Annotated in this window: 16 protein-coding genes; 6 read left to right on the top strand and 10 right to left on the bottom strand. The window is 39.5% G+C overall.

Annotated features, from left to right (window positions below; translation table 11 throughout):
- Positions 1-3: 3 nt before the first annotated feature.
- The 4 genes from MHB65_RS09780 to MHB65_RS09765 form a co-directional block, all read right to left on the bottom strand.
- Complete coding sequence (locus MHB65_RS09780) at positions 4-2,322, bottom strand: ABC transporter permease (RefSeq protein WP_342443290.1); 2,319 nt, start codon at positions 2,320-2,322, stop codon at positions 4-6.
- A gap of 56 nt (positions 2,323-2,378) precedes the next feature.
- Positions 2,379-3,029 (bottom strand): TetR/AcrR family transcriptional regulator, encoded by a 651-nt coding sequence (locus MHB65_RS09775; protein WP_342443289.1) that lies wholly within the window; start codon positions 3,027-3,029, stop codon positions 2,379-2,381.
- Between the two features lie 119 nt (positions 3,030-3,148).
- On the bottom strand, positions 3,149-3,370 hold the full coding sequence (locus tag MHB65_RS09770; RefSeq protein ID WP_205442832.1) for a helix-turn-helix transcriptional regulator: 222 nt from the start codon (positions 3,368-3,370) through the stop codon (positions 3,149-3,151).
- 10 nt (positions 3,371-3,380) lie between these two features.
- A complete protein-coding gene (locus MHB65_RS09765; protein WP_342443288.1) occupies positions 3,381-3,851 on the bottom strand; it encodes a DUF2975 domain-containing protein in 471 nt (156 codons plus the stop codon).
- A gap of 166 nt (positions 3,852-4,017) precedes the next feature.
- Here MHB65_RS09765 and MHB65_RS09760 point away from each other — a divergent pair, with 166 nt between their 5' ends.
- On the top strand, positions 4,018-4,566 hold the full coding sequence (locus MHB65_RS09760) for a GNAT family N-acetyltransferase (RefSeq protein ID WP_205442830.1): 549 nt from the start codon (positions 4,018-4,020) through the stop codon (positions 4,564-4,566).
- 50 nt (positions 4,567-4,616) lie between these two features.
- Here MHB65_RS09760 and MHB65_RS09755 read toward each other — a convergent pair whose 3' ends face one another.
- The 3 genes from MHB65_RS09755 to MHB65_RS09745 all read right to left on the bottom strand — a co-directional run bounded on the left by MHB65_RS09755 (position 4,617) and on the right by MHB65_RS09745 (position 7,973).
- Positions 4,617-6,065, bottom strand: coding sequence for a GGDEF domain-containing protein (locus MHB65_RS09755; protein ID WP_342443287.1), 1,449 nt, complete (start codon positions 6,063-6,065; stop codon positions 4,617-4,619).
- A gap of 221 nt (positions 6,066-6,286) precedes the next feature.
- Positions 6,287-7,474 (bottom strand): hypothetical protein, encoded by a 1,188-nt coding sequence (locus tag MHB65_RS09750; RefSeq protein WP_342443286.1) that lies wholly within the window; start codon positions 7,472-7,474, stop codon positions 6,287-6,289.
- Entirely contained in the window at positions 7,467-7,973 is a 507-nt protein-coding gene (locus MHB65_RS09745) for a sigma-70 family RNA polymerase sigma factor (RefSeq protein ID WP_342443285.1), read from the bottom strand. Before MHB65_RS09745 ends, MHB65_RS09750 begins: the two co-directional genes overlap by 8 nt.
- Before the next feature lie 124 nt (positions 7,974-8,097).
- On the opposite strand from MHB65_RS09745, the gene MHB65_RS09740 reads away from it, so the two are divergent.
- The 3 genes from MHB65_RS09740 to MHB65_RS09730 are packed head-to-tail and all read left to right on the top strand — an operon-like array spanning position 8,098 to position 9,224.
- On the top strand, positions 8,098-8,523 hold the full coding sequence (locus MHB65_RS09740) for a MerR family transcriptional regulator (protein ID WP_342443284.1): 426 nt from the start codon (positions 8,098-8,100) through the stop codon (positions 8,521-8,523).
- Positions 8,524-8,877: a DUF4260 domain-containing protein gene (locus tag MHB65_RS09735; protein ID WP_342443283.1), complete on the top strand. Its 354-nt coding sequence runs from the start codon at positions 8,524-8,526 to the stop codon at positions 8,875-8,877.
- An 11-nt stretch (positions 8,878-8,888) separates the two neighbouring features.
- Positions 8,889-9,224 carry a YrdB family protein gene (locus MHB65_RS09730; protein WP_342443282.1) on the top strand — a complete coding sequence of 112 codons (336 nt, stop codon included), beginning with the start codon at positions 8,889-8,891 and terminating at the stop codon, positions 9,222-9,224.
- An 84-nt stretch (positions 9,225-9,308) separates the two neighbouring features.
- Here the strand turns inward: MHB65_RS09730 and MHB65_RS09725 are convergent, their stop codons facing one another.
- The 3 genes from MHB65_RS09725 to MHB65_RS09715 all read right to left on the bottom strand — a co-directional run bounded on the left by MHB65_RS09725 (position 9,309) and on the right by MHB65_RS09715 (position 11,538).
- Positions 9,309-9,524, bottom strand: coding sequence for a hypothetical protein (locus MHB65_RS09725; RefSeq protein ID WP_342443281.1), 216 nt, complete (start codon positions 9,522-9,524; stop codon positions 9,309-9,311).
- 361 nt (positions 9,525-9,885) lie between these two features.
- Positions 9,886-10,902 carry an inorganic phosphate transporter gene (locus MHB65_RS09720; protein WP_342443280.1) on the bottom strand — a complete coding sequence of 339 codons (1,017 nt, stop codon included), beginning with the start codon at positions 10,900-10,902 and terminating at the stop codon, positions 9,886-9,888.
- A gap of 15 nt (positions 10,903-10,917) precedes the next feature.
- On the bottom strand, positions 10,918-11,538 hold the full coding sequence (locus MHB65_RS09715) for a DUF47 family protein (RefSeq protein ID WP_004229078.1): 621 nt from the start codon (positions 11,536-11,538) through the stop codon (positions 10,918-10,920).
- Positions 11,539-11,928: 390 nt separating this feature from the next.
- On the opposite strand from MHB65_RS09715, the gene MHB65_RS09710 reads away from it, so the two are divergent.
- Complete coding sequence (locus MHB65_RS09710) at positions 11,929-12,693, top strand: TSUP family transporter (protein WP_342443279.1); 765 nt, start codon at positions 11,929-11,931, stop codon at positions 12,691-12,693.
- Between the two features lie 101 nt (positions 12,694-12,794).
- Positions 12,795-14,171 carry a Na+/H+ antiporter NhaC gene (nhaC, locus tag MHB65_RS09705; protein ID WP_342443278.1) on the top strand — a complete coding sequence of 459 codons (1,377 nt, stop codon included), beginning with the start codon at positions 12,795-12,797 and terminating at the stop codon, positions 14,169-14,171.
- The last annotated feature ends 147 nt before the right edge of the window (positions 14,172-14,318 follow it).

The raw sequence follows: 14,318 nt of genomic DNA, 5'->3' as shown, positions 1-14,318 counted from the left end.
GTTCTACTCCTTTATATGCTCTATTATTTTTACCTGCCCTGCCCTTGACGTACCGAATAGCGTGGCTAGCAGTACGACGCTTGTGAGCGCTAGTGGGCAAAAAACATAGGTTGCTAGTGGATTAATCATAAAATCAAATGATGCCGCCCCAAATGAGGCAATGACTGTACTTGTTAGAAATTCGCCTAGCGTGTTTGCGAGCAACGTCCCCATCGTAATGGCTAGCAGTAAAACAAAAACCGAACGCGCCGCATATTGTGTAGCAATATCAGCATTCGTAAATCCTAACGCTTTCATAATAGCGATAGGCGCTTGATCCTTCGTAATCAGCATGTTCATAAATAATAATGTCACGAGCACACACAGCAATAGAGCTATGACGAGTGCTGCACGGGCTGCCTTGTCAATGGCATGAATCGTCGTACCAAATGTTTGATTGATATAATCATCAATCCCTGACACCTTGGCAAAAGAGAAGGTTTTTGCATATTCCGCCCTTTTATCTGTGACGAGTGATGGATCTGCCATCGTACTATAAATAACACTCCACATGCTTTCCGTGGAATGATCAGAGAAAGCTGCTTTAGCTGTCTTGCCGCCATTTGTAATATCTGAATAAATACCGCTGACCCTCAACTTTTTCTCCTCATCATTGATGACCACTGCTATCCGATCGCCAACCTTTTTTTGAAGCTCCTCCGCATTGAGCACCGAAAGCGCTACTTCATTAGGGGCAACCGGTGCCTTACCATGCGCATATTCTAAGGGGAAGATCGTATGGTTACCCAGCTCTATTTTTAGGTTTTGCGCTGTTCCGTCCTCGGCAATCGTTGTGAACTTTTTCGTTGTCAAAACAGTGTAATTCTTGATGGCTGTGTCATGCTCAAGCGTATCGATCACCGCTGCCACCTGCTGTGTATTTTGCTTGCCTTGTGGGATATCGATTCGGATGTCACTATTCCCAATGCCCATATACGTAATAAAGCTTTTAGCCGCAATCGTGTTGTGTAGATTTTGAGGGACGATGATAATAAATGTTGCTAATAATAGCACAGCAAGCATTGTCGCATAAAGACTTTTTCGCGCGAGCACATCCTTCATGCCAAGGAAAAGATTAATTGGAAGCCTTTTATTGGAGCTGAGGTTCAAAAATTTTGTATGTTGCACTTTACCTTGCGCTGTACCGAAGCGAATAGCCTGTGTGGCTGATAGCTTGCGAAACTGTTTCAATACTGATTGTACATAGCCCATTATCACCACAAATACGAGCAGCAACCCGAGACCCGTGAACAGCCAAATTTGTGAGCCATTGTCCGTTTCTCCCATGAACAAACGAATATTTTCTAATAGCATATCTCGAAGCAAGAAAGAGCAGGCAAAACCAAGCAGGCAGCCAATTACAGCGATCACGCCATACTTGGCTAGATACATTTTCTGAATATCCCCCACGCGTAAGCCAATCGCTTTCATCACACCGATTTCTCGAGTATCCTCTTCCATTTTAGTGAGCAGGGTAAAACGGATACACATAAAAGCAATAGCGACTACAAGGATGCTGATAAGTAGGATGACAGCAATCATGAGTCCATCCGATATGGCATTCAGCATTTGAAAAAGCTGGTACGTAATGGTCGGTCCGTTTGCTTCGAGCCCTGCCCCCATATAGGCTTCTTCAAAATTCTTTAAATCCGCTAAATTTTTCAAACGAAACTCGATTAAATATTCAACTGTGCCTGCTCCCTGGATTGCTGCATAATCTTGTTCACTGACCAGAAAGCGTTTAGAGGAAGCCAGCATAGAATTCATCTGTGAATCCCTTAGAAACCCAGCTATTGTAAAGGTTTGATCATGGACCATCACACTATCACCCAAGTCGGCAATGCCGTCCTTCCAATAGCTTACAGGTACATAAATGTCACCATTGGACACTTCAATCACGTTTCCATCAAGGTCCAGTAAATAATCAAATTGCTCACTTTGCGTGCTAAAACCATTGTCCTGCACACTATGTGCCAATGTGGTACCCGCAATATGAATCTTCGAGCCCTCCACATTTAGAAATTCATTCATTTGAAATTCATTTACATATTCATTTTGCTCTGCAAATTCAGTGAGCCGCACTTGATCCATTTCCCCTGCATGCATCTGGAGAAAATGCGACGTTTCTGCTTGCTTCATCAGCGTATCAATCGCACTTGTCAAATGAACGATCAGTACTGCTGATAATGTGACAAGCAAAGCCGCTGCCGCCACAAATAATGTTGTCATACCTGTAATTAGCTTGCTATTTGCCATATCATTGCGCACAATTTTCCAATACATAGGTCACCTCTTTGTAAGTTGTTAACTGGCGTCAAACCTAACAAGACCTAAAAAAATTAGTTCGTACTGCCTTCCCCTTCATTCCCAAACATTTGCATCATATACAGTAAGCTACCACTTTCCACCCCTAGCATTCGTTCAATATTAAAAATCAATGCTGGGATACGGGCTGCTCGTTCCTCATCTGTCATCAAGACGAGATCATCATCGAATACCGTATTGGTATAAGCGATTATCATTTCCATGCACTCATAGGGGTAGGGTGTTTGGTAAATACCTTGCTCAATGCCCTCACGAATAATGGCCGTGAGGATCGGCGGTACTTGATTGATGACTACCTGCTGTATTTTGCGATGCATCAAAGCATTTTGTGGCTTATGAACATGCTCCATCATTTCCTGTCCACCATGTTCATTTTGCATATTCAATGTCATGACAACGCGTAATATACGTTCATTTACAGCGATGCTTGTGTCTGCTGCAACGGTTTTTGCCTTTGCGAGCATCGTGCTTGTATAACGCTCAATCAGTGCATCCATAATGTCTTCCTTGGATTTAAAATGATAATAAAGGGTGCCTCGAGCAATACCCACTTTTTCCAAAATATTACTTGTGCTAGTGCCGTCAAACCCCTTCTGCGTAAATAATTCATCCGCTGCATCTAATATTTCATTTCTGCGCTCTTCTGCTTTTTTCATTTCCCTCATCAAGACAACTCCTTATAATTGACCGACTGCCTGTCTATTTATCTTACCTTTATCCTAGCATAGGACGACTTCTGTTGGCAATAATTTCTACAAAAAAAGAATCTGCTTTACGCAGATCCTTATTTTTGTAGGTCCTCGTTCTTTCTATATTCCAAAATATCGCCAGGCTGGCAATCCAATGCCTCACAAATAGCCTCTAATGTTGAAAAGCGGATGGCTTTGGCCTTGCCGTTTTTTAAAATCGAGAGGTTTGCCATCGTGATGCCAACCTTTTCTGAAAGCTCTGTTACACTCATTTTTCGTTTCGCCAGCATTACATCAATATTAATGATCATTGCCATAGTATTCACCTCAAACCGTTAGATCATTTTCTGATTTGATATCGATGGCATTTTTAAGAAGCTTTTGCAGCACAGCAGCAAAGACTGCCACGACAAAGGAAGCAAAAATAATGACCATTCCGATAAGTATAAGACCTGGTGCATCGTCTACTTCTGCAGCATAGTATATCAGTGGCATGCCAACCACGTAAACACTACTAATAATAATTGCACAATATTTGATCTTGATTAAAGCTTTCACTGACAGCTCTGAAAATGCAATGTTTTGGTCAATATAGCTTAGTAGTTTGATTGTCGTAAATAGAGCAACAAAATAAGCGATAGCCGTTGCATAGACGCCAACTAAAGCAACAATGGTTAGGACCGGAGAATGCCCCGCTGTACCCAAAGCAACACGAGGCACCACCCATACACATAAGGCAAGAACGGGTATGCCTATTAGAAAAACAGCTATCTTTAAAAAGAGCGTTTCTCGTTTCATCTTACGCACCTCTTTTATTTAATCTCCCGTTAAACTTACCACATAATTTATCGTTTTTCAATAAATTTTTATTCCAATTCAAGATGTTATTAGATACCCAATATTTGGTTTACTTTACTTTTTATTGTGCTATAATCAATCCAACCAACGAAAAGGGGGGCATTCGATGATTTATTCACCAACAGAAAAAACGATAGAAACACCGCGTTTAATACTTCGACTTTTTACAGATGCAGATGCACAAGAAGTAAGTGTTTTATGTAACAATTATGCGATTTATAAAAGCACGCTGAATTTACCTTATCCTTATACATTAGAATGTGCACTGTCATGGATTTCCACGCATCAACAAAACTTTGAGGAAAATCGAAGCTACGAATTTGCGATAACAGACAAACACAGCGGACAATTGTATGGAGCAATAGGGCTGTCAAATCAATCTCAACACCAAAGAGGAGAAATCGCTTATTGGATTGGAGAGTCCTATTGGGGAAATGGCTACGGAACAGAGGCAGCTCAAGCGATTATCGAATTTGCCTTTCAGGAGAAGCAGTATCATCGTATTTATGCCCAGTATTTTCAATCCAATCCCGCATCAGGGAAAATCATGGAGAAATGCGGCATGCGCTATGAGGGAACATTAAAGGATCATGTTTATAAAAACGGTACTTTTGAAGATATTGTGTTTTACGGCTTGCTTAATCCATCACACTAGCAACACTTCACGAAAGAGGCACTTCTTCTGTAGATTTGCCTCTCTCTCTTTTAAATACCATTTCCCACATCGCAATATTGGTTATAGTGCGTAATTTGGTTGCGGCCGTTACGCTTTGACTTATAAAGCGCTTCATCCGCATGCTGAATGAGCTCCTCTACTTTCTGAATTTTGCCATGATTGTTCGTACTGACACCAATACTGAATTCCAACTGAACGGTTTGATTATTCACCGTAAGTGACAGTGCCGTTAAGGTTTGATACAGGTTGTCGGCCAACGTTTGCACCGATTCACCTTCCTTTACTTGACTCAACACAATGAATTCATCTCCACCAAAACGGGCGACAATGGACGCAAAGGGCTGAAAATAGTCCTGTAATGTTTTGGCTGTATTCGTCAACGCATCATCGCCAAATAAATGGCCATTCATATCATTGATTTCTTTAAAATGATCTAAATCCACCATCATCAAGGCCAATTGCTGATGACCTTCAGCAGCTTTTTCGACCATCTTTTTAGCCTGTTCATCAAAATAGCGACGATTGTAGATATTCGTCAAAGGATCAATATAGGCATTTTTTTCAAATTGCTTCTTATGATCGTTATATTCCATCTCAAACAATACATGCGAATAGTTTTCACGCTGAATTTCTAACAAAATATTAATATATTCCTTTTGTATCGCGCATAACACGATTTTATTGCCTTGCTCCTCAATTAGCTTCACTAACGAATTATAAATTAATTGAAGCAAGGAAAGATCATTGTTTTGCAAAGCATAATGCTTCGTCTTTTGGTATAAATCTATGGCCTCACTTACACGTCCCTGTCTTTCACATAGGAAGGCATAGGCATTGAGAACCTCCAGTTGTACTTTCGAATAAGGTGGGTGATGAATCGTTGCCATTAATTCTTGTAATATCGTATTGGCTTCTTCAAATTCTTCAAGCCAAATAAGCGCAACAGCTAGGTTCGTCTTCGGATGGATAATCCCTGTATAAGGCTCTTTATGCTTCATTTCAAACGCATTGGCGTAATATAAACTCTTTAAAGCAAATTCCTTCGCTGTCCGATAGCTACCCATGGATATATCTAAGTCGCTCAGATTGTTGTAGATTTTCCCCATGCTCTCCACATGCTGAATCGTTTCAGCAATTTTTAAGCCTTTTAACATCAATTCTTCTGATTTCTTTAAATGACCAAATGTTCCCCAATAAATGGCCGCTAAATTGTAATATTGAATTAAATCAATATCATTGCCATGTTGAAAAGTTAACTCACGATATTGTTCAAGGACGCTTATAGAAAGCTGTAGATCACCCGTTTGAAAATAACTGGCACAGCTATAACGTAATAGAAGAATAGCCTTATCATACATTTCAAGCTTAATGGCACTTTCAATTGCGGCACTACTTATTTCTATATATTCTAAAAAACGATCCGCATTATATAACTCATTCAGCGTAATCCATAATTCTTCAAATTCTTGTGCGTTCATACCGCCCCTCCTTTTCTTCATCCCTACTTCTTTAATACTACATTTGCCCTTGAAATATTACAATTCTTTGGACTCATTTATTTTTTCGCTATTATGTAATTCATCCTAATATTGAAAATTATTGTGTATTTTATCCTAGATTTTAAAAAAGGTTATTTTAACATGGTACTTTTACTATAATTTTCTCCAAAATAAAAAACAAGCCTCTTTCAAGAGACTTGTTAATCTTCTATACCTAGGATGGCTTTTAATTCCTTCGCTCTGCTGGCACTCAACTGAATTTCACCGCTCCCTACCTTTTGAAGATAAAGGGAACCACCATAGCCCCTCCACATTTCAATACGGACACCTTCTACTTCAAATGAATATTCGGGTGGTCTTTTCATATAAGCTGCCGTCTTCCAAGGCATATCCTGTAAAAACTCAGCGACCTCTTTTTCATTTTCCAGCTCAAGCATCCTTGTAACAGTTGGCTCTAGTTTTTCCAATTTAGATAATAAACCATATTTTCTTACGACTCCGTTTTCCTCAATGCTCCCTGTTCCCATTGAAGTTAAAGTAATATAATCTCCCTGCTCGACAGGAAATTCATCCAGCACAGGATACCAATCGGCTTGTTCATATTTTTCACTAAGCTGTTCCTCCGTCATATGCTCAAGATCCTCAGGAATCACCCCTTCAATAAATAAGAAAACATTCGATTCAACCTTTGCAACTGTTCCGACCATTGAAGCACCATGTGAGCTGGTACGTATTACAATGTTATGTTCCTTTTGAAAGGCTGTTGCCTGCTCAGTATAATGCGCTTGGAAATACCGTTTGGCATCAATATTGGCTACCTCTTGGTAAGCATAAAAAGTTGGATATTTTTCTTTATATAAGGCATATAGTTTCGTTCTCGTTGTATACATCGGCAGAAGGGGTTCGAGATATGTTTCAACATACTGTTTCGGTGCTAATCCTTGAAAAAGTGCTTCGTATTCAGATGACTGATAAAGCATTTCCAACTGTTCTACTTGCTTCTTTCTCTCCATCTCAAGCTCTGCCTTTGAATAATCAATCCCTAATGATGTCGCAAAATAGTAGGCGGCAACGAGCTTCTCATATGAAAGGTAGGACTCCTCCTTATAAAATTCCTGCTCTTGCCCTGGCCACATGGTCTGATTAATACGTTCGAAGTGCTCAAGCTGCCTTTCATGAAATAGTGAGGACGTTTGCTTTGGTTCGTTCGTAAGAAGCTGCACCATAACAAACCCTGCCATACAAAGTGTCAGTACGACGGTTAATAGGGTGAATCGAAAAGGCTTCCTTCTATTGATAGACTGTTGTAGCACATGTTTTTTAACACGCTCTTTGCTTGCTGTCATATCACCCGCTACTTTGAGTAATTCCTTGTGTATCTCATTCATGTCTAAGCACCTCCCATTCTTCCTGCTTCAGATGAGGCTTTAATGCTTCTCTTGCCCGTCTCAATCTTGTCTTCACCGTATTCTCAGCAATGCCTAGTAGCTGGGCAATATCACGAATCTTCATTTCTTCAAAATAATAAAGAATGATGGGCTCCCGATAGGTTAGTGATAGCTTTAAAATAGCTGCCCCAATTTGAGAACGTTCCTCTGCTGCCACAAGCTCATCCCGTTGTCTATTCCCCTGCACAGGAAATATTTTTTCTTGTAATAGTAATTTTTTATAATGCCAGCTTTTTAAATAATCCTTGCTTTGATTAATCGTTAATGTCGATAAATATGCACGTAACTGCCCTCGTTCTTCATAGCCACGCTGAGAAAATTTAATAAAGACCTCTTGCACAATATCCTCAGCAGTTTGTCGATTCTTCACATAAAAATAGGCGAGACGTAATAAATGCGCTGCATGTTCTTCGATCATTTCTTCAAGTATGCCGTCCACCTCCCCTTCTTACACTATAAACGACTGCCACTGACTGACCGTTTCATTTTTTTTAACTTTTTTCCTCCAGCGCCTTGACCTTGGAGCATACTCCAATGTTAGGATGATTTTAGGAGGTACTTACATGAAAATTAAACAATTCGCTGAGAAGTTTCAATTAACAACCGATACCGTTCGCTACTATGAAAAAGAGGGACTCTTACATCCTCAAAAACAAGACAATGGCTACCGTGTGTATGATGCCATGTGTGAACATACAATGAAATTTATTATCGTCTTACGCCAGCTGGGCTTTACGCTACAAGAAATTAAACATTTACTGACACTCGAACAAAAGCCTATTTCAACAACATGTAATGAAGAAACGGTCCAGCTATTTTCCACAAAGATTGCCCAAATCGAGCAGCAACTACGATTCTATCAGCATGCGCTCCATTCGTTACAACTGACAAAAACGTTAATGGCTGACGGACAGTTTGAAAAAAATCAAGAAAAAATTGCCTCACTCATTGAGGAGATGTATCAAAATTTACTGGAAGGTCGTAGTTAAATGAAATTACGTCAAATCATCTCTTTCGAATATCTCATTGCCTTTATCATCACAGTCTTTTTCTTTGGACATCTCGATTTTTCATGGCTTTATTTTATTGTGTTTTTATTGCTCCCTGACATCACAATGGTTGGCTATCTCATCAATACAAAAATAGGCGCTCTTTTCTATAATATGGGGCATAGCTTTGTGCTACCTGCCGTGTTGATGGTCTTTGGTTTACTAACGTCTACACCCATACTTTTGATGGCTGCCCTCATTTGGCTCGCCCATATTTTCTTAGATCGTGCACTTGGCTATGGTTTAAAATATGATGACGCTTTTAAGAAGACGCATTTACAGCAGATTGCGTAATGAGGGGATGTATGGCTATCCTGCGATTTTTATTAGAAATTGGGGTTCTACTCGCTATAGGAAACTGGGGTGTCTTTGTAGGAACAAATCTACTAATTAAATGCTTACTGGGAGTGGGATACCCATTACTCATCATAGGACTATGGAGTATTTTTGGCTCACCCAAAGCAAGGATGCCCTTGAATCCCTGGATGCATGGTCTACTCGAAACTGCCCTCTTTACGTTAGCTGTTCTTGCTTTATATGATACAGGCAGAACGTCACTCGCGATTCTATTTGCAATAATGATCATTTTCAGTCAAATTTTACCCTTCCTACTGCATCAAAAAACCAGCCACCCTTCATAATAGGGTGGCTGGTTTTATTGCATATCAGGATTTTGTTTTAATGTCAAACATATGTATCGCCCATATTGCTCCAAAATTATCACTTTATCTCATTATGATCATAAACATAATCACATTATAAAGTGCTGGTGCAACCAAAGCCAGCGCTAAACACACCACCGCTGCCCATTTTGTTTTCTTAATACCACGGTCATCACCTGTCTTTAGATGATGAAAATAAGTTAATGTGAAATAAAAGCACAGGATCATAAACAAGGGGAAAATGAGTTGTTGAGCCAAGCCATGTAGAAATGTAGCCACCGATGAAACCTCCTATTAGTATCCTCTTTATATAAATATTGTAATATAGTAAGGGGATTATTACCATTAAGAAAATAGTGGGGTTGAGCTATCCTTCAATCTGAACGTTGTATCCTTTACTTTGAGCGTTCTATCCGCCACTTTTTTCGCTGTATCCTCCACTTTCCACATTCTATCCGCTCCTCTCTTCTCTATCCACCATTCTACAGAGGCTATCCTACACATCGAGCGTTCTATCCGCCACTTTTATTACTGTATCCTCCACTTTCCACATTCTATCCGCTCCACACGCTCTCTCCACTCACTCTTCTCCAAAATCAAAAAAAGAATGCACAGCGATTGTGCATTCTTCTTACTTATACTAGAAAAATAAACTTAAAAAATAGTAAATCAATGCTGCCATGACAGCAGAGATTGGCATTGTGATGACCCATGTTGTAACGATTTTGCGTGCCATTCCCCATTTAACCCCTTTAACACGGTGTGCTGTTCCGACACCCATGATGGATGAAGAAATTACATGTGTTGTGGATACAGGTAAATGGATTAATGTTGCACCAAAGATAATCGATGCAGAGGCTAAGTCTGCCGCGACCCCGTTCACTGGGCGGATTTTCATGATTTTACCGCCAACGGTTTTGATAATTTTATAACCACCGACAGAAGTACCAAGACCCATCGCAGTTGCTGCTGCAAAACGTACCCAGAATGGAATATCATCTCCCTGGTGTAGGCCGCCTGCGATTAACGCGAGGGTAATAATCCCCATCGCCTTTTGCGCATCATTTGTCCCGTGTGTAAAGGATTGCAAGGCTGCTGTCCCAATTTGCATTGTGCGGAAGCCTTTATTCGTACGATATAAATTCATATCTTTGAAGATGACCTTCAATAAAGTCATCATCAGGAAACCAGCGGCGAACGCTATTAATGGTGAAAAAAGAAGTGCTTGAAGAATTTTAATAAACCCAGCATAGTTCAAAATATCAAACCCTGCTGCGGCAATAGCTGCCCCTGCAACAGAACCAATCAATGTATGAGAAGAACTCGATGGAATCCCAAAATACCATGTTAATAAATTCCATGTAATCGCAGATAATAAGGCTGCTAAAATCACAACAGAACCTGTAATATCGCCATCATAGGCATTTAAAGAAAATGGGTCCACAATATCTTTTGTTAAGGCTTTGGCTACCCCAACGAAGGTAATCGCTCCGACGAAGTTCATAACCGCTGCCATGTACACCGCAGTACGTGGCTTTAAGGCACGGGTTGATACAGAAGTAGCAATGGCATTTGCTGTATCATGGAAGCCGTTAATAAAGTCGAACACAAGTGCGAAAATAACGACTAATATGGTGATTAATAAGATCGTATCCATTTCGTACACTCCATCTTATGCATTACGCATAATTATTGTTTCAATTGTGTTTGCTACTGTTTGACAGCTGTCCGCGATATCTTCAAATTGCTCATAAATATCCTTGAAGACAATCAGACGCATTGGATCTTTTTCTTGGATGAATAATTGCTTCATCGAAGAACGGAAAATTTCATCACATTCACGTTCATTGTCCTTGATTTGAATAGCATGTTTACGCATTTCCACAAGCTTTTTACTATTTAACAATTCCATGGCTTGTACCATTTCGTCTGTGCTCTTCGCAATATATGTGAGGAATTGACGCATTGGCTCTGTTACTTCTGTTAAGTTGTACATATTGAAGTGCGCAATACAGCCTTCCATCCCATCAATTACATCATCTAATTTATTCGCTAAGGCTAAAATATCTTCACGCTCAATTGGCGTCATAAAGGATTTATTCAGCATGACAATGAGCTCATGGATTAATTTGTCGCCACTTGTTTCGTATTGCTTCATTGTGTCTGCAATTTCTTTTAGCGCATCTATATCTTGAATACGGGCATTATGAGCATAATAAATACCTTCATTCACGTTTTTCGCGATTTTTAATAATGACTGAAAAAATGGATCTTGCTTATTTGAGTTGAACATCCTGTTCCTCCTGTTGAAAATATATTGTCGATTTCTGAACCATCATAACAAAACATTTACACAATTCTACAAAATTTTAAACACGTAGCTGTTGATTTTACAAAACTGTAATATAAAATTCGCCACATTTATTTTCAAGCTATTTTCCAAGTTGCAAACGTTGGAAATCAAATATTAAAAATCACTATTTTTTCTTTAAAAATGACCATTTTTTCTTTTATTTTTATAAAAATACTTGAAATAAACTTTTTTCTGCTTATTTGTTTGCCCTGTGAAATGTTAAGGAATTGTAAACGAAATTTACATGAAAATGCTGGGATTTCGTTGTTATTTTTTGACTTTCGCAGTACGCTATGTTAAAACGCAATGGAGAAAGATGGAAGCATACCTATGGATATTGATTTATTTTCACTCACACTATTATTATCACTTGCTTTTATCGCATCTTTTTTAAATGCGATTGTCGGAGGTGGTGGGCTCATCTCCTTACCTGCATTAATGGCTGTTGGTTTACCTCCAAGTACAGCCATTGCCACAAATAAACTAGCCAATACGATTAGTAATGGTACAAGTATGCTAACTTTTTTACGTGCAGGGAAAGTAGACATCAAGAAAATCGGAAAAATCCTCCCCTTTATCTTTGTAGGATCTTTACTCGGTGCCTTTACTGTCCATCTTGTATCCCCAGCGATTTTAAAACCACTTATGCTTGTTATGCTCGTCCTTGTAGCTGCTTATACAATGTTTAAAAAAGATTGGGGACAGCAATATCAAGAGCGTGTGCTTAGTACAGCAAAAAATTTAGCCTTTATAGGCGCATTTGCGGCTATTGGCTTTTACGATGGCTTTTTTGGACCAGGTACAGGCTCATTTTTTATTTTTATTCTATTAATGATGGGCTATGATTTTCTGCAAGCTGCTGGTAATGCCAAGGCTTTTAATTTCACCTCTAATTTAGCGGCATTAATCATGTTTTTATTTTTAGGAGAAGTTCATTTTCTATATGGTTTTTCGATGGGCTTTGTCATGATCTTTGGGGCCATCCTTGGATCCAAATTTGCGTTGAAGCGTGGAACGACCATGATGCGTGTCATCTTTATTGTCATGACCTGTTTATTAATTTTGAAAAATGCATGGGATTATTTCTTGCATTGAAACCGCCAATTTTCAGTCAATTGACAAAAAATATTAGCGTGCTATAATACTTTTGGGCTTCACCGCATTGAAGCGCAGAAGTATTGATTAGGAGGATTCACATGTTTCGAATAGAAGCAAAGAGTAACCCTCGATTTATTGAGGCAAGCTTCATCATTATTTTAATTATTGCCACAATGGCTTATAGTATCGGCTATTTAAAAGCAACACCGCATATTCCGATTTTTCTTGTGATTGCGATTTTACTAGCTTATGGATTACTGAAAAAAGTACCCTTTCGCGACCTTGAAGGCGGTATGATTGCTGGTGCTAGCGCTGGACTTGGCGCCGTTTTTATTTTCTTCTTTATTGGTATTTTAATTTCGAGCTGGATTATGGGTGGAACCATCCCAACGCTTATCTATTATGGCTTTTTAACTGTTTCGCCAAACTTTTTCTTTGCCATCGTGTTTTTAATTTGTAGCATCGTGGGTATTTCAATTGGGAGCTCGTTGACAACTGTGGCGACGGTTGGTGTGGCATTTATGGGAATTGCCGGTGCTATGGATATCTCCCTAACGATTACAGCTGGAGCGATTGTTTCTGGCGCCTTCTTTGGTGATAAAATGTCACCATTATCTGATACAACCAATCTTGCCTCTGGTACAGTTGGTGTAGACCTTTTTGAGCATATTAAAAATATGGGCTGGACAACCATTCCTGCTTTCATCATCTCCATTGTGCTATATGCTATTATATCGCCAACAGGAGCCGCTACATCGTTTGAAACAGTGGAGCAATTTAAAGAAGGATTACTGTCTACAGGACTTATTCATTGGTATACATTATTGCCAATTGTTGTTCTCATTATCATGACTTTTTATAAGGCACCTGCTGTCATTACATTGGCCGTCGTGTCCATTATCGGTGTAGGTCTTGGCTCTCTACTCGACCCACTTCCCGCTTCAGATATTTTCAAGATTCTGTTTGATGGCTATGTCTCTCAAACTGGTAATGAAGAAGTAGATGCCCTGCTGACTCGTGGTGGGATGAATAGTATGCTATTTACAATCGCGCTTGTCTTACTTGCCCTAACAATGGGTGGTCTTTTGTTCACACTAGGCATTATCCAAAGCATTTTAGCGAAGGTCGAAAGCTTATTTAAAAGTGCGGGCTCTGTTATTACAGGTGCTGCCATTACGGGCATTGGTGTCAATACATTGATCGGTGAGCAGTACTTATCTATTTTGTTAACAGGTGAAGCCTTTAAGGCACAATTTGCAAAGGTCGGTCTTGCACCGAAAAACCTTTCTCGTGTCATGGAGGATGCAGGTACGGTCGTCAATCCACTTGTCCCTTGGAGTGTTTGTGGTATTTTCATCACAAGTATCCTCGGTATTTCCACACTGGATTACCTACCATTTACCTTCTTCTGCTTACTTGGACCGATTCTAACGATCTTGTTTGGCTGGAGTGGCAAAACATTAACAAAGCTTTAAGCATTACAAAAGGTAGCTGAATAAACATCAGCTACCTTTTTTAGTTTACTCAAAATTTTTATGCTTGCGGAATCTTTACATCGGGACATCGTTTTTCAACTAACGGAGAAACATCCATTTATCCTTTGGTAAAATTAGACCTTATGT

The sequence above is a fragment of the Lysinibacillus sp. FSL K6-0075 genome, assembly GCF_038592945.1.
In the GTDB taxonomy this organism is placed as follows: Bacteria; Bacillota; Bacilli; order Bacillales_A; family Planococcaceae; genus Lysinibacillus; species Lysinibacillus fusiformis_F.
The sequence above is the reverse complement of the archived record's forward strand: the minus strand, read 5'-3'. Positions and strand labels throughout refer to the sequence as shown.